Annotated in this window: 12 protein-coding genes and 4 pseudogenes; 4 read left to right on the forward strand and 12 right to left on the reverse strand. The window is 69.2% G+C overall.

Annotation, left to right across the window (positions count from 1 at the left end):
- Nucleotides 1–2: 2 nt before the first annotated feature.
- The 9 genes and pseudogenes from hypA to ABZ826_RS12665 form a co-directional block, all read right to left on the reverse strand.
- A complete protein-coding gene (gene hypA / locus ABZ826_RS12625; protein ID WP_361446291.1) occupies nt 3–395 on the reverse strand; it encodes a hydrogenase maturation nickel metallochaperone HypA in 393 nt (130 codons plus the stop codon).
- 243 nt (nt 396–638) lie between these two features.
- Nucleotides 639–1,187, reverse strand: coding sequence for a hydrogenase maturation protease (locus ABZ826_RS12630; RefSeq protein WP_361446293.1), 549 nt, complete (start codon nt 1,185–1,187; stop codon nt 639–641).
- Entirely contained in the window at nt 1,184–2,632 is a 1,449-nt protein-coding gene (locus tag ABZ826_RS12635; protein ID WP_361446295.1) for a hypothetical protein, read from the reverse strand. The genes ABZ826_RS12630 and ABZ826_RS12635 overlap by 4 nt, the downstream gene beginning before the upstream one ends.
- Nucleotides 2,629–3,327, reverse strand: coding sequence for a DUF6084 family protein (locus ABZ826_RS12640; protein ID WP_361446297.1), 699 nt, complete (start codon nt 3,325–3,327; stop codon nt 2,629–2,631). The genes ABZ826_RS12635 and ABZ826_RS12640 overlap by 4 nt, the downstream gene beginning before the upstream one ends.
- A complete protein-coding gene (locus ABZ826_RS12645; protein WP_361446327.1) occupies nt 3,324–3,932 on the reverse strand; it encodes a DUF5947 family protein in 609 nt (202 codons plus the stop codon). The genes ABZ826_RS12640 and ABZ826_RS12645 overlap by 4 nt, the downstream gene beginning before the upstream one ends.
- Before the next feature lie 53 nt (nt 3,933–3,985).
- Entirely contained in the window at nt 3,986–4,561 is a 576-nt protein-coding gene (locus tag ABZ826_RS12650; protein ID WP_361446299.1) for a hypothetical protein, read from the reverse strand.
- Nucleotides 4,558–6,342 carry a nickel-dependent hydrogenase large subunit gene (locus ABZ826_RS12655; protein ID WP_361446301.1) on the reverse strand — a complete coding sequence of 595 codons (1,785 nt, stop codon included), beginning with the start codon at nt 6,340–6,342 and terminating at the stop codon, nt 4,558–4,560. The genes ABZ826_RS12650 and ABZ826_RS12655 overlap by 4 nt, the downstream gene beginning before the upstream one ends.
- 83 nt (nt 6,343–6,425) lie before the next feature.
- Entirely contained in the window at nt 6,426–7,505 is a 1,080-nt protein-coding gene (locus tag ABZ826_RS12660) for a hydrogenase expression protein HypE (RefSeq protein ID WP_361446303.1), read from the reverse strand.
- Between the two features lie 48 nt (nt 7,506–7,553).
- A pseudogene (locus tag ABZ826_RS12665) lies at nt 7,554–9,354 on the reverse strand (enoyl-CoA hydratase-related protein).
- Nucleotides 9,355–10,094: 740 nt separating this feature from the next.
- Between ABZ826_RS12665 and ABZ826_RS12670 the strand changes: the two are divergent.
- Nucleotides 10,095–11,951 (forward strand): annotated as a pseudogene (locus ABZ826_RS12670) (transglycosylase domain-containing protein).
- A complete protein-coding gene (locus ABZ826_RS12675) occupies nt 11,948–13,255 on the forward strand; it encodes a hypothetical protein (protein ID WP_361446305.1) in 1,308 nt (435 codons plus the stop codon). The pseudogene ABZ826_RS12670 and the gene ABZ826_RS12675 overlap by 4 nt, the downstream one beginning before the upstream one ends.
- Before the next feature lie 106 nt (nt 13,256–13,361).
- Here ABZ826_RS12675 and ABZ826_RS12680 read toward each other — a convergent pair whose 3' ends face one another.
- The 3 genes and pseudogenes from ABZ826_RS12680 to ABZ826_RS12690 all read right to left on the reverse strand — a co-directional run bounded on the left by ABZ826_RS12680 (nt 13,362) and on the right by ABZ826_RS12690 (nt 16,118).
- Nucleotides 13,362–14,399 carry an ABC transporter substrate-binding protein gene (locus ABZ826_RS12680; protein WP_361446307.1) on the reverse strand — a complete coding sequence of 346 codons (1,038 nt, stop codon included), beginning with the start codon at nt 14,397–14,399 and terminating at the stop codon, nt 13,362–13,364.
- A 54-nt stretch (nt 14,400–14,453) separates the two neighbouring features.
- On the reverse strand, nt 14,454–15,317 hold the full coding sequence (locus ABZ826_RS12685) for an ABC transporter permease (protein ID WP_361446309.1): 864 nt from the start codon (nt 15,315–15,317) through the stop codon (nt 14,454–14,456).
- Nucleotides 15,307–16,118, reverse strand: a pseudogene (locus ABZ826_RS12690) (ABC transporter ATP-binding protein). The gene ABZ826_RS12685 and the pseudogene ABZ826_RS12690 overlap by 11 nt, the downstream one beginning before the upstream one ends.
- A gap of 218 nt (nt 16,119–16,336) precedes the next feature.
- Here ABZ826_RS12690 and ABZ826_RS12695 point away from each other — a divergent pair.
- A pseudogene (locus ABZ826_RS12695) lies at nt 16,337–17,934 on the forward strand (sensor histidine kinase).
- Nucleotides 17,931–18,629 carry a response regulator gene (locus tag ABZ826_RS12700; protein ID WP_361446311.1) on the forward strand — a complete coding sequence of 233 codons (699 nt, stop codon included), beginning with the start codon at nt 17,931–17,933 and terminating at the stop codon, nt 18,627–18,629. The pseudogene ABZ826_RS12695 and the gene ABZ826_RS12700 overlap by 4 nt, the downstream one beginning before the upstream one ends.
- Nucleotides 18,630–18,751 lie beyond the last annotated feature (122 nt).

Raw genomic sequence — 18,751 nt, forward strand, 5'->3', positions numbered from 1 at the left:
GTTCAGCGCTCCTCGGAAATCGGTTCACGGTTGTGCCCGTGCGCGGGGCCGTCGTCCCAGTGGACGTCGGCGATCTGGAGTTCGCGGCCCGAGAGCAGCTCCGCGGTCGCTTCCCCGCACACGGGGCAGCACAGCACCGGCGGCATTCCGACCGCCCATTCGTCCGCACAGGGCTCGCAGCGCGCTCTCGCCCGTACGGAGTCGACGATCAGCTCCGCGCCTTCCAGCACGGTCCCGGCACAGGCCAGTTCGAAGCAGAAGGACAGTGCCTCCGGCACCACTCCGGCCAGTTCGCCGACCTGGAGCCGGACGGACGTGACGCCGACGGCGCCTTCGGGCCGGAACGCTTCTTCCACCTGGCCGACAACGGCCATGGCGATGGACATCTCGTGCATGGGTCTCCGTCCTGCCCGCGTCATTAGACCGGGGGTGGCCGCCGCCGGCGGGTCGGCTCGCCGACGTCGCACGCCAGGTACGTCATTCGGTGCAGCCCGGCTCCTCTCCGGGCCCCGGTGCCGTCACATGCACCGCATGCGCACGTAGCGCTTGATGTCGGGCAGTACCTGGGTCAGGAGTGCGGCAAGGGCGGCGGCGACCGCGCCGCCGATAATGATCTTCTTCATGACGTGTTCGTCTCCTCAGTTCACGGCCGTGCCTGTTGCCGGCTGTGGGGTGGGCGTGGCCTGTTCGTCGTCCCGCACCAGCCGCAGAACCATGTCCACGGCCTGTGGGACGGCGGCGGCCACGGGGGCGCTGAGACCGATGCCCTCGTCGACGCGGGCGGGTTCGCATCCGACGACCAGCGTGCGTTGCGGAGGCCTGCAGCCCGTCCCTGCGCACAGGGTCTCCAGCAGGGTCAGGACCGCGTCGGGGGACATCCGGTGGCCGTCGAGCAGGGCCTCCTGCGGCTCGATCCGGCCCGGCCGGTCGGCCTCGATCAGATACAGCGTTCCGGGCTCGCCGCCGCGTTGGGCGGCGTCGATCAGGACGAGCGTGTCGTAGCCGTCCAGGAGCTGGTACGCGAGGTGGACTCCGCGCACGCCGATGTCCACGGCTTCGACGTGGCCGGGCAGAGGCTCCGCGGTCAGTCGTCGTACGGTCTCGACACCGAAGCCGTCGTCGCCGAGGAAGATGTTGCCGACGCCCGCGACCAGAGTGGTCGCCCGCTGTGCCGGGGGCGGTGTCATGCGTCCTCCAGTGGTGCGACCTCGTCGGGCTGGAAGTAGAGGAACCGCCCCTGCTCGCGCCGGATGTCCGCGCCCGGATCGCCCTCGACGGTGACGGCGAGGTGCACTCCCCCGTCCACATCGTGGAGTACCGCCTCGACCCGTGCGCTGCGGCCTCGCAGGAAGAGGTCCTGGGCGTCGGTGCGGCGCAGGCCCGGCCGCAGGAGCACACGGCTGCCCGAGCCCACCGAGCGGCCGTCCACCAGGATCCGGTCGCGCGCCGGATCGACCCGGTCGTCGGCGGCCGGGTCCCACCACGGCTGGTCCGGGCGGATCAGGTCACCGGCGTCGGAATCCTCCGGGGCGCGCGCACGCCCGCTCGGCGCGACGGCCGCGGGCGCACCCGGTTCGGTGACCTCCCGCAGGGCCCGCACCGCGCCGTGCAGCCGCTCCAGGACCTCGGGGGGCATCGAGTCGGCCAGGTCGATCACGGCCGCCGCCCGGTCGTCCGTCCCCCTGGCCTCGCGCTTCTCCCGGTCCGTCAGGGCCGCTGTGCGCAGGGTGAGGATCTCGTCGATCTCCGTGGAGTCGTACAGCGCTCCGGGGCTCTCCGGAGCGATGGCCGGATGGTCCTCCAGGATGATCGGGGACGAGAGCATCAGGTCCGCTCGGCCGGGCTCACCGGCCAGTACGGGCCAGGTGTGCAGATTCCGGCAGGCCCCGACCGCCCCCGCGGCCCACTCGGGAGGGTCGGTCATGGAGAGGAAGGCGCCTGTGTCGAGGCCGAGGAGGAGGTGCGCCGCGACCAGGGATCTGGGCAGGGCGGCGTCGCGGTCGCCGTCATCGGCGTCCGGGGTCCATGCGCTGGTGTTCTCCACGACGGCGGTGAGCCGCATCGCCCGGTAAGGGCCGTCGAGTTCGACGGCGGAGAGCCGTAGCTTCCCGCTGATCTCCTCGCAGCGGCGCACCAGCCGGCCCACGGTCCGGCCGTCCTCGTCGCGGACGGTCTCGCTCTCCTCGCGCGCCGGGCGGGAGAAGGGGACGACGACGCCGTCGCCGGTGAGCTCGGCCACGGTGGCGAGCACCTCGATCCGTTCCTCCGCACCCTCGTCCCAGGGAACGAGGACCCGGTCGGTGAGGTGGAGTTCGGGAACGGTCTCGAAGGTGCCGTCCTCGCGGAGTCGTTGCACGATGCGTCGTCTGGCGTGCAGAAAGCGCACCTCGGCCGCCAGGGTCGCGCCGGCCTTCGGTTCCATCAGGCACTCGGTGTGCTGGAAGTCGTGCTCGTCGGCGGCTGCCGTCCAGGCCGGTGGTACGAGCACTCCGAACTGCCAGCGGAGCCGGTTCTTGGCCGCCGACGCACGGTACGGATACAGGACGTAGCCCTCGAAGAGGACGGCGTCGGCCACCCCGCGGGCGGTGGCGAACCGCGATTCCAGCGCGGGGGTGAGCGCGGCCGCGGTCATTGCACCGTCCTTTCGGCGAGCCCGGCCGGCCCGGTGCCGGCGCAGGCCCGGTGCTGCTGGAGGGCGGTGGATCCGGCGGCGTCGAGCAGGGCCCGGACGGTCGATTCCCAGGACGCCAGTGCATGCCGGGAGCGGAAGGCGAGCAGCGCGCTCATGGTGTCGCGAGGCAGACGGATCCAGCCGCATCCGGGAAAGTGCTGTTCGACCATTTCCTGCCACGCCGTCACCGGCATCCGGAAGGGCGCCTCCAGGTCCCAGGGCACCGGCTCGACCCTGAAGCCGCCGGAGCCGGTGAACGCGGTACCGGAGAAGAGCATCAGGAGCGGCACCTCCCCCTCCGTCAGCGCGTTCAGATACCGTGTCGCGGCGATGTCCAGGTCGTAGGTACAGGGCACGACGACGTCCGTCTCCGTCTCCCCGGTGAACGCGGGGACCATGACCGGGACCTGGGCGAACTGCACGGGCTGGAGTGTGCTGCCCCAGCGCGGGCGCTCGCCGAACAGGTCCGCCAGTCCCTCGGCCTCGGCGGGTTCGTAGTCGCGCCGGGCCGGCTCGATGCGGATCTGGCAGCGCAACGCCATCGCGTGCACCCGGGCGCCCGGGGAGGCGGTGACGCGCAGCCGGAACACGAGCGTGGGGCCCGCCGCGTACGGGTCGGCGCGTACGCCGGTGCAGGTGAAAGTGAACTCCGTCATCGCCGCTCCCCCGCTGTTGCCCCGGAGCGGCGTTCGACGTGTTCGAAGAAGGCCCGGAGATCGGCTCGGGCCTCGGCTCCGCCGTCGAAGCCCTGCCACAACAGGCGCATGCGGCCCACCAGTTCGTAGCAGATGTCGATCGGTACGAGATAGCACTCCACCCGGCCTTCGGAGCGGCGCAACAGCAGCGCCTCCACATCCGGCTCCAGCAGTCCGGCGAGGCGGCTTCCGCCGAGGACCGTCTGCCAGATCGATGGATCGAGTTCGCTCTCGGTGGCTCCGGCAGGGCTCGGGTACAGCGCCACCAGTCGGTCCAGTGCGGCGTTGCGGAAGAAGAAGGCGACCCCGACCGGGATCTGCAGGAGTTCCCACGCGTGGTCGTCGAAGCGGTGGTCGTGTTCGGCCAGGTAGCGGTCCGGGACACTCAGGAACCGGCCCTGTGCGGCACCAGGTCGTTCGAACAGCAGGGCACACGGTGTGCAGGCGCACGCCAGCGAGCGCTGTTCGGTGTCCACCACATGCCGGTGGTTCCCCTCGGTGACCCGTACGCCGCAGAGTTCGCACTGCTCCGGCCGGGATCCGGTCGGTGCCGCGAACCGTCGCAGTGTGTGCAGGCCCGAGGTGGGGGCGGGCCGTCCGGCCCGCGTGGTGGGCGCGCTCACGGTGTGCCGGCCGGGGTCGCCCGGGTGGCCGGTTCGGCCTGCGGCGGACGGGTTCCGATCTGGAGGAGTGCCGGTTCCCGGGTGGCGGGGCCCGGTTCCTGTTCGACCGTGGTCACCTCCGGTGCGAAGCACGCGAGGGCGTTCTCGACCTGCTGCTGTACCGCCGGCGCTCCGGTGCAGCCGCAGCCGCCCGTCTCGGTGGAACGCAGGCGCAGGGTGCCCGTGCCCTCGTCGAAGGTCACGACCTCCACGGGGTCGCGGACGGCCGCGAGGGCCCGGCCGATCCGTGTTCCGGTGTCCTCGGGGTGCAGATCGTGCAGGACCAGGAGGCTCGACACGAGTTCGTCGCCCAGGAGTTCGTCCAGGGTGTCGCCGGTTTCACGGTCCGGTGCGGCCCGTAGCCCGGCAACGATCCGGGCCAGCCCGGCGCCGTAGAAGTCCATCAGGACCCGTACCAGCTCCTCGGCCGCCGCGACGGCCTTCTGGTCACCGGCCGCCGTCACCCGCTCAAGCACCTCGTCGATACGCCGCCCGGCCTGCTCCGCGTCGAGCGCCGTCGCCGCCGCGCTCATCCGCCCAGTCCGCTCAGCCCGGTGGGCACGTGCATCTTCTGCACGGTTCTGCCGCCGCCGACGTACATGTGGACCCCGCACGGGAGACAGGGGTCGAAGCTGCGGACGGTACGCATGATGTCGATGCCCTTGAAGTTCTCCGGCGGATTTTCCTCGAAGATGGGCGTGTTCTGCACCGCGTCCTCGTACGGCCCGGGGGTTCCGTAGGTGTCCCTGGTGCTGGCGTTCCACGGCGTCGGGGGGTAGGGGTGGTAGTTGGCGATCTTGCCGTCCCTGATCACCATGTGGTGCGACAGCACGCCACGTACGGCCTCGGTGAATCCGACACCGATGCTCTCGTCCGGGACCTCGAACTTCTCCCACGTCTGGGTACGTCCGGCGCGGACCTCCTCAAGCCCCTTCTCGGCGCAGTGCAGCGCGATCGCGGCCGCGTACGCCTGGAAGTAGGTACGGGCGCGGTTGCGCTCCAGCGCGTTGCTCCACTTCGGGATCTTCCACTCGAAGGTGGTCTCGGGCTTCGTCATCGTGCGCGGCAGGTTGATGACGACGCTGTGGCCGGTGGCCTTGACGTAGCCGACGTCGACGAGCCCGGAGAGGGCGGTGGACCAGAGGCGGGCGATGGGGCCGCCGCCGGTGTCCAGGGCCAGGTGGTCCTTGCCGTCGAACCAGCGCGGCGACATCACCCAGCTGTACTTGTCGTCGAAGTTCCGCTTCTGCGGCGCGGGGATCGTGTGCTGGTTCCACGGGTGGCGGGGGTCGACCGGATTGCCGAGCGGGTCGTGGGTGACGAACTGCTCCTTGCCCTCCCAGTCGTCGTAGTACGAACTGCCCAGCAGGATCCGGATGCCGAGGTTGATCTCGGTGAGGTCGTTGGTGACCAGCTTGCCGTCCACGATCACACCGGGGGTGACGAACATCTTCCGCCCCCAGTCGCTCATGTTGGCGTACGTGAAGTCGCAGTGCTCGGGGTCGTTGAGCGCTCCCCAGCAGCCGAGCAGCACCCGCCGCCGGCCGACCTCCTCGTACCCGGGCAGGGCCTCGTAGAAGAAGTCGAACAGGTCGTCGTGCAGGGGCACGACCCGCTTCATGAACTCCACGTACCGCATGAGGCGGCTGAGGTAGTCCGTGAAGAGCTGGACGGAGGCGACCGTGCCCACACCGCCCGGGTACAGGGTGGAGGGGTGCACGTGGCGCCCCTCCATGAGGCAGAACATCTCCCGCGTGTAGCGGCTCACCTGGAGTGCCTCGCGGTAGAACTCGCCCTCGATCGGGTTGAGCGACCTCATGATGTCGGCGATCGTGCGGTAACCGTGTTCCCCGGCGTGCGGGGCCTCGGTGCGCTCGGCGAGGTCCAGGACGCCGGGATTGGTCTCGCGGACCATCTTTTCGCAGTAGTCGACCCCGACCAGATTCTCCTGGAAGATGTTGTGGTCGAACATGTACTCCGCGGACTCGCCGAGGTTGATGATCCACTCACCGAGGTGGGGCGGTTTCACTCCGTACGCCATGTTCTGCGCATACACGGAGCACGTGGCGTGGTTGTCGCCGCAGATCCCGCAGATCCGGCTGGTGATGAAGTGCGCGTCGCGGGGGTCCTTGCCCCGCATGAAGACGCTGTAGCCGCGGAAGACCGACGAGGTGCTGTAGCACTCCGCGACCCGCTTCTGCTTGAAGTCGATCTTCGTGTGGATGCCGAGACTGCCCACGATCCGGGTGATCGGGTCCCAGGCCATCTCCACCAGGCCGCTGCCGTCGCCGGCCGCCTTAGTTGTCGGTGCCATCGTGTGTGCCGTAGCCCTTCTGAGAAGCGTGTGGTGGGGTCGTCACCGGACGGTGTACGGTGCGGTCGGTGTGTGGGGCGCGGTCACCACGGGGGCCGGTAGCCGGTGGTCAGCCGGCCCCGCTTGTGCCGCCACTTCGGCTCCTTGTCCACAGTCTTCTCCGTGATCGCCCGGAGCCTGCGGACGACCGCCCCGTACGCGCCACTGGCGGTGCTGGAGACCTTGGCGCCCGGGGGTTCGTCCATGAACGGCATGAACTTGTCGGGGAAGCCCGGCATGGTGCAGGCGATGCAGATGCCGCCGACGTTCGGGCAGCCTCCGATGCCGTTCATCCAGCCGCGCTTGGGTACGTTGCACTTGACGACGGGGCCCCAACAGCCGATCTTGACCAGACACTTGGGCGAGTCGTAGGTCTGGGCGAACTCGCCCTGCTCGTAGTAGCCGGCCCGGTCGCACCCTTCGTGCACGGTGGCGCCGAACAGCCAGGTCGGCCGGAGTTTGTCGTCGAGCGGGATCATCGGAGCGGCTCCCGCCGCCTGGTACAGCAGATAGGTCAGGGTCTCCGAGAAGTTGTCCGGCTGGATCGGGCAGCCGGGCACGCACACGATCGGGATACCGGCCTTCGACTTCCAGTCCCAGCCGAGGTAGTCGGGCAGGCCCATGGCGCCCGTCGGGTTGCCGGCCATCGCGTGGATCCCGCCGTACGTGGCGCAGGTGCCGATGGCGACGACGGCCAGGGCCTTGGGCGCCAGCCGGTCGATCCATTCGCTGGTGGTGATCGGCTGGCCGGTCTCCGGATTGTCGCCGAAGCCGCACCAGTACCCCTCGGGCTTGATCGTCTCGTTCGGGATGGAGCCCTCGACAACCAGCACGAACGGGTCGATCTCGCCGCGCTCGCCCTTGAAGAACCACTCGATGAACGTGTCCGCACCACCCACCGGACCGGATTCGAAGTCGATCAGCGGCCAGTGGACCTCGACCTTGGGCAGGCCGGGCAGCGCACCGGTCACGATCTCCTCGATGCTCGGCTGCATCGCGGCGGTGAGGGCCACCGAGTCGCCGTCACAGCTCAGCCCCGCGTTGATCCAGAGGATGTGGATCGGGGAGTCCTCCTCGGTGGCCGCGGCCGGTGCGTCCACGGTGTTCGACGTTGCTGCATCCATGAGGATGCCTCCCTGGAAAGAGACACACGAAGGCCGGCGGATCGGCCTTCACAGTTCTTCGTAGCAAGCGCCCGGTGCGAGTGCGGCATGGTGCGCCGCCAGTGCGGTGACGCCGTCCTTCCGACGGGATCGTCCCGCCCCCGGCGGGACGAGGTGCGGCGGCTGTCCCGCCGGGGGGTTCTTGAGCACGAACGCGTGCCGCAGTGCGTGGTAGGAGGACCGCGGGTCGAAGAAGATCCGCCGCATCTCGGCCAGCTCCGCCGCCCGGTGGTCCGCCAGGGGTCTGCGGGCCTCGTCCCGGTCCCGTTCGGTCTTCTTGGCGGCGATGCGCGACAGCGCCGCGGGTGACTCGGCGAGCCGGCTCGCCAGCCGTACGACCTCGCCCGCGAAGGACTGCGCGTCGCAGTCGACCGTCCGGTCGGCCAGACCGAGCCGCACAGCGGACTCGGCGCTCACCGGCAGCGCCCGTCCGGTGAGGCGCTCGGCGGCAGCCGCCCCCACCCGGCGTGGCAGCGTGTACGTCCAGTACTCGGAGCCGTACAGCCCCATCAGGCGGTAGTGCGGGTTCAGCACCGCTCCCGACCTGCACCAGACCTCGTCCGCCGCGAGCGCGAGCATGACCCCGCCCGCGGCCGCGTTTCCGCCGATCGCGGAGACCACCAGCCGGTCGGTGGTGGTCAGCACGGACTCCACGAGGTCGTCCATGGCGTTGATGTTCGCCCAGGACTCCTCGCCGGGGTCGGCGGCGGCCTCGATGACGTTGAGGTGGATCCCGTTGGAGAAGAAGTCCCGGGCGCCGCCCAGCACCAGTACCGAGGTGGGCCGTCGACAGGCCAGACGGTAGGCGTCGTGCAGGCGCCGGCACTGCGTCGTGCTCATCGCGCCTCCGGGGAAGGAGAACCTGAGGAAACCGGCCTGCCCCACCTCCCGGTATCCGATGTCGTTCCAGCCGCGCCCGCGCTCCTCGTCGTACCGCGGCGCAGGGTGCTCCGGCAGGGCGGGCAGACGCCCGGCGAGAGCCGTCACAGCGGGCAGTTTGAACGTGGCGTCCCCGCCCGGCCTGCGGCGCGGACGAAGCTCGGGGATCCACACGGCGCCGTCGGCCGTCGCACGGCAGACGGCCTCCCCGCGTACGGCCACCAGTTCGCCCGGCCGGCCGCGCAGTTCGTGCTCGGGGTGCCCCCCGTGCAGGAACCACTCGCCCCCGAGCAGTTCGTCGAGCACCCCTGGGCAGGAGTCGGCGGCCCGCAGCTTGCGCAGGACCGCCGCCGTGGAGTCCGACCCCCAGTCGATGCGGCGGTGCTCCTGGCGGAGGAACGGCCGGGTACGGATGCGCAGCTCCTCGTCGCCGCCGGTCTGCGGACGGGGGACGTACGTACCGGACGCGAAGCGCTCGACGGCGCGGTGCACGGCCCGCGACGCGGCGTCGGAGACCTCGTTGCGGTACAGATCGCTCTTGCCCACCGCAGGCACCGCATAGGTCTCCGAGGCCCAGATGTCCCCGGCATCCATCTCCTCGCCGGCCTGCAGGACGGTCACGCCCCAGGTGTCCGCACCCTCCTGGATGGCCCGGTCCAGGGAGGACGGCCCGCGGTCGCCGGGGGGGGCCGGGGTGGACGACCAGGCAGGCGTGCGCCGCCCATACGTCCCGGGGGATGGCAGTCTTCAGCAGCGGGGCCAGGATGAGGTCGGGCGAGAACGCGCGCACCGCCCGCCGCAGCGACACATCGCGCGCGATGGCGTCCAAAGTCGCGAGTTCCACCGCGACGGTGTGGCCGCGGTCCCTCAGTTCGGCGTGAACACGCTGAGTGAGGCTGTTGAACGCGCTCGCCACGAGCAGGATGTGCACAACGGCCTCCCGACGCCCCGATCCGTCCCGGTCCGGTCCGGAAGAATTCCGATCATGCGATGGTCGACCGCTGACGATGCGTCACCACCAGGCAACCGGCCGCAAAGTCACCCGAAAGCGAACACATCGGCGACCACTCAGGGGAATCCCGGGGCGCACCCTCTGCCGTTCCGGGCCCAACTGCCCACCCACCGGCGGCCAGTCGGGTCCGGGCGGCTCGACCCGCCCCAATGGCCTGTTATCTTTACGTGACTTCTCGACGCGACTCTCGGTCATGCTTTGGCCTTGGCTGCGGTGGAGTGGGCGAGGGTGGAGCGCATGGCCAACCTCCGGGCGTTTCGGTCCGATCAGCAGCCGCACGGCCTGAACTGAACCTGAGGTTGCACATGCCGTACACCGGCCGGGACGAATGATTCCGCCGCCCGCCGATCGCGCGCAGACGTCCGCAGGGTCTCGGGAGGGCCCGCCTGCACAAAGTGCGGCGGCGGACGAGCAGTGACCACTACACATGTACGGGCACGGTCGAAGTCAGTGGCCGGCCCGGCCTGTCATGGCTGGACGGAATGACACAGCACAACATATTCAGCAGAACGACGCATCGCGCCCGGACCTTATGCGCCCCTGGGGCGGGACGCCGGAAACAGGCGAAGCGGCCACGCCGGCGCCTGCCGCGCACACCCGATTATCCGCGCACGGGACGACGCGGCCGGCGACGATGGGTGCCCTCCTGGCGGTTGGTCATGGGCTCGTTCCTGATGTTCGCCGCGACGCTCACGACCGTGGTGGGAATCGCCTACGCGCGTACGGACATCCCGGAGGACCTCAATGCCTTCGCCACCCAGCAGGACACCGTGTACTACTGGGCCGATGGCTCTCCCATGGCCCGTACGGGCTGGGTGAGCCGCCAGGAGATGCCCCTGTCGAAGATTCCCGACGATGTCCGATGGGCCGTACTGGCGGCGGAGAACGCCGACTTCTACTCGGATCACGGCATATCGACCCAGGGGATCACCCGCGCGCTGTGGCGCACGGTCGGCGAGGGAGACACCCAGGGCGGCTCGACCATCACCCAGCAGTACGTCAAGAACGTCTACCTCTCGCAGGACCAGTCCTTCTCCCGCAAGTTCACCGAGATGCTGCTGGCGGTCAAGCTCGACCGGCGTGTGAGCAAGGACAAGATCCTTGAGGACTATCTGAACACCAGCTGGTTCGGCCGGGGCACCTACGGTCTCCAGCGCGCCGCCCAGGCCTACTACGGCAAGGAGGTCACGCAACTCGACGCCGGTGAGGGCGCGTTCCTCGCGTCGCTGCTCAAAGGGGCCTCGCTCTACGATCCCGCCGTCAACCCCCGCAACCACGCCCGCGCCGTCAAACGGTGGAAGTGGACACTGGACCGAATGGTCGAGATCGGCAAGCTGAGCCCGGCCGAACGCGCCCGGTACACCACTTTTCCCGAGCCGAAGCCTCCTCACAGGCCGAACAGCACGGCCGGGCAGAACGGTTACCTGGTCCAGCTCGCCGAGTCGTACGCCAAACGTGCCGGGCACATCTCCGACGCGCGCTTCGACCTCGGCGGCTACCAGATCTACACGACGTTCGAGAAGCCGCGGATGAACGCTCTCACACGGGCCGTGAAGGGCGCGCGCGAGACGCTCGATCCCAAGCAGCGCAAGGCCGATCGCCATACCCGGGTCGGGGCCGCGTCGGTCGCCCCGGACGGCCGGATCCTCGCCGTGTACGGCGGACCGGACTTCGAACGGCAGGCCTTCAACGAGTCCAACGCGGGCACCGTCCCGGCCGGTTCGGCATTCACCCCCTTCGTCTACGCCACAGGTCTGGAGTACGGCGTCTCGCGCAGGCGCAACGGCCCCCGGACCACCGTCACCCCCTCGACCATGTACGACGGTGACGACGACATCCCCGTCATGGCTGCCGAGGGACCGTACTGGGACCGCGGCGGCAAGATGGTCAAGGGCCACAACTAAGGCAACCGCTCCTACGGCCGCATCAGTCTGCACGACGCCCTGGCGAAGTCCGTGGACTCCCCGTTCCTCCAGCTCGGCATGGATGCGGGACTGAAGCAGGTCCGCCGTACGGCCGAGGCGTCCGGGCTGCTCCCGTCGAGCTTCGGTCCGCCCGTCCCCTCGTTCTCGATGGGCAACTCCACACCGAGCGCCATCCGCATGGCCGACGCGTACGGCATGTTCGCGGCGCACGGCATGCACACCGATCCGTACTCGGTCCGCAGGGTCACGCGCAACGGCGAGCCGGTCCGGCTCGGTCTGCAACGGGCGAAGCGCGCCGTTCGGACCGCCGTCGCCGACGAGGTCACCGCGTCGCTCGCACGACCCGGCGGGGAGAACGGTGTCGCCTCCGGCTCACCGGTCGCCGCCAAGGCCGGAACCACCGAGGACGACACCGCGCGCTGGTACGTCGGATACGACCGGACCGCGTCCACGGCCGTGGTCGTGTACCGCATGGACCTCACGAAGAGTCTCGCGCCACTGCCGCTCAAGGGGCTCGGCGGCGCCTCCGCGAACGGCAAGAAGCTCCCGTCCCGGATCTGGAACACGTACATGGAAGCGGTGACGAAGTGACAGAGAACAGCGCAGAGACCGTCGTCCACCGAATACGGGCCCGGCTGACTCCTCGTATCGCCCTCGGGCTCACGGCCTGCCTGGTGGCCTCGGGTGCCGCGGCGCTCGTCCCGCTGGCGTCCGACGGTCCGGACGGCCGGAAACCGCGGCAGGGCACCAGCACCGTGGCCGCGCCGACGCCCACCGCACGGGCGCACCGCGACGCTGACGGCAGGAAGACGGAGCAGGAGACGTGGGACGGGAAGGTCAGGATTCTGGGCGACGGCTCCACGTCCTACACCGGGCCGCAGCCGGATCAGTTGAAGGCCGAGCGCCTCAAGCCGGGTGAGAAACCGCCCCAGTTCGTGGTGTTCTCGTGGGACGGCGCGCTGGAGGGCGACGATCGCATGTTCTCACGCTTCCGCCGTGCGGCGAAGGAGAGCAACGCGCACATGACGTTCTTCCTCACCGGCATCTACCTGCTTCCGAAGGAGAAGAGGAGCCTCTACGAGCCGCCCCAGCACAAACCCGGCGCGGCTGCGATCTCGTACCCGACGCGCGAGCACATCCGCATGACGCTGGAACAGCTCGGCGACGCCTGGCGGGAGGGCAACGAGATCGGGTCCCACTTCAACGGGCACTTCTGCGACAAGAAGGGCGGTGGGGACTGGAGCACGTCCGAGTGGTTCAGCGAGATCAACCAGTTCTACTCCTTCGTACAGAACTGGAAGACGAACACGGGCTTCACGGACCTCGATCCGCTGCCGTTCGACCCCACCCGCGAGGTCGTAGGCGGGCGGGCTCCCTGTCTCGAAGGACAGAAGACCCTGCTGCCGGCGACCAAGCCCTTCGGCTGGCGTTACGACGCGAGCTCCCCGGGGGACTTCCAGATCTGGCCGTCCAAGAAGAACGGTATCTGGGACCTTCCGCTGCAGATGCTGCCGTTCCCCGGGAAGGATTTCCAGGTGCTGTCCATGGACTTCAACTTCCTCTACAACCAGTCGGAAGGCGCCACCGAGGGCGACCCCGCGAAGTACCGGACGTGGCGCGAGGAGGCCCGGGACTCCTATCTCGCCGGATTCGAGCGGGTGTTCCACGGCAGCCGAGCACCGCTGTTCATCGGAAATCACTTCGAGGACTGGAACGGCGGGATCTACATGGATGCCGTCGAGGAGACGATGCGAGAGGTCTGCCCGCGCAAGGAGGTGCGCTGCGTCTCCTTCCGCGAACTGACCGACTGGCTCGACGCACAGGACCCCGAGGTCCTCGCCCAGTGGCGGACGCTCGACCCCGCACAACCGCCGAACTGGAAGCAGTTGGGATGATGAACACGGAAGGCGGAGCTCCGGCCGGACGACTCGGATGACGTGACGAGTCGTGCAGTGCCGGGCTCCGCGATCCGGTGGGTGCGGGCGTCGTCGACGCCGGGGGTCAGCCCGCCTTCTTGACGAACTCCGTGGTGTACGTCTTGTCGAGGTCCACCTTCGCGTCCTTCAGGTTCGGGTTGAATGCCTTCAGGACCCGCTCGACGGTGGCGGGGCCGTCAGCCGGCATCACACCGTCCGTGGTGAACATGGGCAGGGTGCTCTTGATCGCCTCCGCGTAGAGAGCCTTGCCGCCGCCCTGGGCGTAGTCGGCGGGCATCTTCGCGGCGATCTCGTCCGCGCTGTGCGTGGACATCCACTTCAGCGTCTTGACGAAGGCGTTGGCCAGCTTCTGGACGGTCTCCTTGTGGCTGTTGACCCACTCGGTCTGCATGTAGAGGCTGGAGGACGGGTAGGGGCCGCCGAGCGCCTGCTGGGAACCCTCGGGGGTCCGCATGTCGATGAGGACCTTGCCGAGCTTCTTGTCCAGGATGGTGGCGACGGTCGGGTCGGTGGTCATGCCGCCCTGGATGGATCCCTGCTGAAGCGCGGAGATGAACGTCTGCCCCGCTCCGACGGCCACGGGCGTGAATTCGCTGGTCTGCACGCCATTGCTCACGGCAAGGTACTTCGTCAGGAAGTCGGTCGAGGAGCCGAGACCCGTCACTCCGAGCTTCTTGCCCTTGAAGTCCTTCGCCGACTTGATGTCACCCGCCGCCTGGTTCGAGACGATCTCGACCTCGCCGGGAGCATGGGAGAACTGGACGACCGACTCGACCTGCTTGCCCTTCACCTGAAGGTCGAGGGTGTGGTCGTAGAAGCCCACCGTGCCCTGGACGTCGCCGGAGACCAGGGCCGTCTCGGCCTGGACGCCTGCGGGCTCGGTCAGGAGCTGGACCGAAACCCCTTCCTCCTTGAAGTAGCCGAGCCGTTCGGTCAGCATCGCGGGCAGGTAGATGACCTTGTCCAGGCCCCCGACCATGATCTTGACCTTGTCGTTCTTGCCCCCGGAGGCCGAGGTGGAGTCGCCACCACAGGCGGTCAGGGTTGTCAGGGCGAGCGCCCCTGCGACAGCGACGGCCGAGATCCGGGTGGATGCGCGCATCTGATTCACGTCCTTGTGAAGAAAGAAATCGGGTGTACGGGTGTGCGGCGGGCGTCAGCGGGCGGTGTCGGCATCGGCCGGCTTCCAGCGGAAGAGCCGCTTTTCGAGGAAGGTCAGCAGGCCTTCGGCCAGCAGCGCGACGATCGCGAGGATGACCATCGCGGCGTAGACACCGGCCGCGTTGAAGGTGCCCTGGGAAGCGGCGACCAGCAGTCCGAGCCCCTTGGTGGCACCGATGTACTCACCGACGATGGCGCCGATGAGGGCGAAGCCGAAGCTCACATGCAGGCTGGTGAAGATCCATGAGGTGGCCGAAGGGATGACCACCTGAAGGGTCACCTGGCGGTTACTGGCACCCAGGATGCGGGAGTTGGCGACGAGATTGCGATCGACCTCCCTGGCTCCCTGGAAGGCGTTGAAGAAGACGGGGAAGAACACGAGGACGACCGCGGAGGCGACCTTCGAGGCCGGGCCGAGGCCGAACCAGATGAGGAAGATCGGGGCGAGCACGATGCGCGGCAGGGCGTTGAGCACCTTGATGTACGGGCCGAGGACGTCGGCGGCGAAGCGGACGCGACCCAGCGCGATTCCGAGCAGCACACCGGCGATCACACCGATGACCCAGCCGAGCAGCGCCTCGTAGAGCGTGTACCAGATCTGCTCCCACAGGGAGCCCTGGGCGGTGCCGTCGACGACCCAGGTGCTGATCTGGTCCCAGATCTTCGACGGCATGGAGAAGTTGAACGGGTCGATGACCGCGGTCCGGGCCAGCCACTCCCACAGTCCGATGACCGCGAGGAGCACCGCGACCCGGCTCCCGAGCACCAGGTACTTGCGGTTCCGGGCGGCCCGCGCCCTGGCTTGGGTCCGTTCGGTCTTGGTGACGGGGGCGCTCGCGGTGATGGTTTCAGGCGACATTGAACGCACCCCTCTCGCGGGTGATACGGACCTCTTCACCGAGTGAGGACCAGATCTCTCGGTAGATCTCGATGAACCGGGGTTCCAGACGCACCTGCTCGACCTTGCGGGGGCGAGGCAGGTCGATCTCGAAGACCTCCTTGATCGTGGCCGGTCCCGCAGTCATGACCACGACCTTGTCGGCCAGCGCGATGGACTCCTCCAGGTCATGGGTGACGAAGACGACGGAGGCGCCGGTGCCGGCCCACAGCTCCAGCAGTTCGTCCGACATCAGGGCCCTGGTCTGCACGTCGAGCGCGGAGAAGGGTTCGTCCATGAGCAGGATCTCGGGGTCGTTGACGAAGGTCGCCGCGAGGGCGACGCGCTTGCGCTGACCGCCGGACAGCTGGTGGGGATAGCGGTCCTCGAAGGAGGACAGCCCGACCCGGGCGAGCCACTCCCGGGCCCGCTCCTTCGCCTCGGGCTTCGGTACGCCGCGGAAGCGGGGGCCCGCCATCACATTGGACAGGACTGTCCGCCAGGGGAAGACCGCGTCCTGCTGGAAGACGAAGCCGACCTTGTCGCCGATGCCGCGCATTCACCGCCCACCAGCACCTCACCCTCGGTGGGCTCCTCCAGCCCGCTGACGAGCGTCAGGGTGGTCGACTTGCCGCATCCGGTGGGGCCCACCACGGCGACGAACTCGCCGCGCCCGATCGTGAGGTCCAGATCCCGTACGGCGGTGTGGAGCGTCCCCGAAGGAGTCCGGAACGCTTTGCTCGCCCCCCGCAGCTCGATGGCGGGGCTCGTTTCGCTGTTCATGGAGCGGGACGCTAGGGGCGGCCCGGGAACGTGGGCACCCTTGCGCTCACAACTCCCGCTTCTGCTCATACCCCGTGGTTCTGCTCGTTCTGCTCGCGCTGCGACAACGAATGAGCCACGAGGACTGGTCAGGGACGTCGGTGACGTTTACCTTGCGTTCACACGAGGACGAAACGGAGCATCAGGTTCCTGGTCGGCGGAAGGCAGAGGGCGAGCGCATGCGGATTCACTGGCCCCGCCGTGTCTTCGCCCAGGTCCTGGTCACCCAGGTGGCCATCACCACGGGCGTGATCATGCTTGTCACCGGGCTCTTCCTCGCACCCCTGAGTCACCAGCTCGACGACCAGGCGATGCGTCAGGCCCTGTCCATCGCCCAGACCGCCGCGCCGAACCGGGTCTGGTGCGCAACCTGACGAGCACCGACCCCACCCCCACGGGGCCGGTGCAGGCCGAGGCCGAACGGATACGGCGGGCCACCGGAGCGCTCTACATCGTGGTCATGGACACCCGCGGGGTGCGCTGGTCGCACACCGAGACCGAGCAGATCGGCAAGCACGTCTCGACCGACCCCAGTACGGCGCTGTCCGGCCAGGAGATCATGCAGATCGACAACGGAACCCTGGGCCGCTCGGCACGTGCGAAGGTCCCGCTGCGGGACAGCCGGCACAGCATCGTGGGCGCGGTCTCGGTGGGCCTCGCCTACCACAGCGTCCACACGCGGCTGCTCGAAGCCATCCCCGGTCTGCTGCTCTACTCCGGAGCGGCGCTCGCCGCGGGTGTGCTGGCCGCGCTGGCCGTCTCACGGCGGCTGCAGCGCAGCACCCACGGCCTCGCCTTCGCCGACATCTCCGCGTTGCTGGACGAGCGCGAGGCCATGCTGCACAGCATTCGCGAGGCGGTTCTCGCCCTCGACGCCCGGGGCCGGATCCGATTGCTCAACGACGAGGCCCAGCGGTTGCTGGAGCTGGACCAGGAGGCCGTCGGACGCACGCTGGGCGAGGTGCTGCCGCCGGGCCGTACGTCGCAGGTGCTGGCGGGACGGGTCGACGGCGCCAACCTGATCACCGTCTGCAACGGTCGCGTGCTGATCGCCAACCGCATGCCCACCGGTGACGGCGGAGCCGTCGTCACCCTTCGCGACCGCACCGAGCTGGAGCTGCTCGGCCGCGAACTGGACTCCACGCACGGGCTCCTGGACGCGCTGCGCGCCCAGGACCACGAGCACGCGAACCGGCTGCACACCCTGCTCGGACTGCTGGAGCTCGGCAGGCACGAGGCCGCGGTGGAGTTCGTCGCGGAGGTGGCCAAGGGTCACCGGGCGTCGGCGGAGCAGGTCGCGGAACGCGTCAACGATCCTTTGATCTCGGCGTTGTTGGTGGGAAAGTCGGCGATCGCGGCGGAGCGGGGCGCGTCCCTGATCGTCTCGCCCGCCACTCGGCTCCCGGACGCGGTGGTGGACCCGCGCGATCTGGTGACAGTCCTCGGCAACCTCATCGACAACGCCCTCGACGTCGCCTCGCTCATCGAGGTCGAACTGCTCGCCGAGGGCACCACCGCGGTCCTGCGGGTCAGCGACGACGGCCCCGGGGTGCCGCCCGCCATGCGCGAGCACATCTTCACCGAGGGCTGGTCCACCAAGGAGTCCCCCGCGCACCGCGGACGCGGGCTCGGTCTGGCGCTGGTGCGCAGGCTGGCCGAGCGCTACGGTGGCGCGGCTCGCGTCACGGCCCGGGCCGGTGGCGGCGCCGTCTTCACCGTCGTCCTGCCCGAGGCACTGAGCGTCCGGCCGCTGACCGAAGTGGGAGATTTGCGATGATCGATGTCCTGGTGGTGGACGACGACTTCCGTGTCGCCGAGATCAACGCCGCGTATGTGGCGAAGGTTCCCGGTTTCCGCGTCATCTCGCGTGCGCACAGCGCCGCGCAGGCGCTGGCCTTCCTGGAGCGCGAGCACGTCGATCTCGTCCTGCTCGATCACTATCTTCCGGACGAGACGGGACTGACCCTGGTGCGGCGGCTGCGCCAGCTCGGTCATCCGGCTGATGTGATCATGGTGACCGCGGCCCGTGACGTGTCGACCGTCCGGACCGCGATGCGGTACGGCGCGCTGCAGTACCTGGTCAAGCCGTTCAACTTCGCCGGTCTGCGGTCCAAGCTGGAGAGTTACGCCACCCTGCGCCGGACCCTCGAAGGCGTGGGGGGCGGTCGCGGCGAAGCGGGCCAGGAGCAGGTCGACCAGATATTCGGCGCCCTGCGCACGGCGGAGTCCGGCCCCGCGGCGGGTCTGCCCAAGGGCCACTCGGCACCCACGGCCGACGTCATCCGCCATGTCCTGTCGGCCGCCGACGAGCCACTGTCCGCACACGAGGTCGCCGCGCGGGCGGGCCTGAGCCGCTCCACCGCCCAGCGATACCTCAAGTACCTGGAGGGCGCGGGCCGCATCAGCCTCAGCCTCAAGTACGGCGACATGGGCCGGCCCGAACACCGTTACGCCTGGTCGAAGGCGAGCTGAGGAGCGCACGGCGGCACGCCCGCTCCGCCTCTCAGAGCCTGTCGGGCGGCCTTCGATCGGACAGCGGACGCGGTCTGGTGCGTGCGATTCCAAGGCGCCGGGATGTCCTCGGACGGGGTCTC

It is taken from the genome of Streptomyces sp. NPDC047515 (assembly GCF_040643055.1).
In the GTDB taxonomy this organism is placed as follows: Bacteria; Actinomycetota; Actinomycetes; order Streptomycetales; family Streptomycetaceae; genus Streptomyces.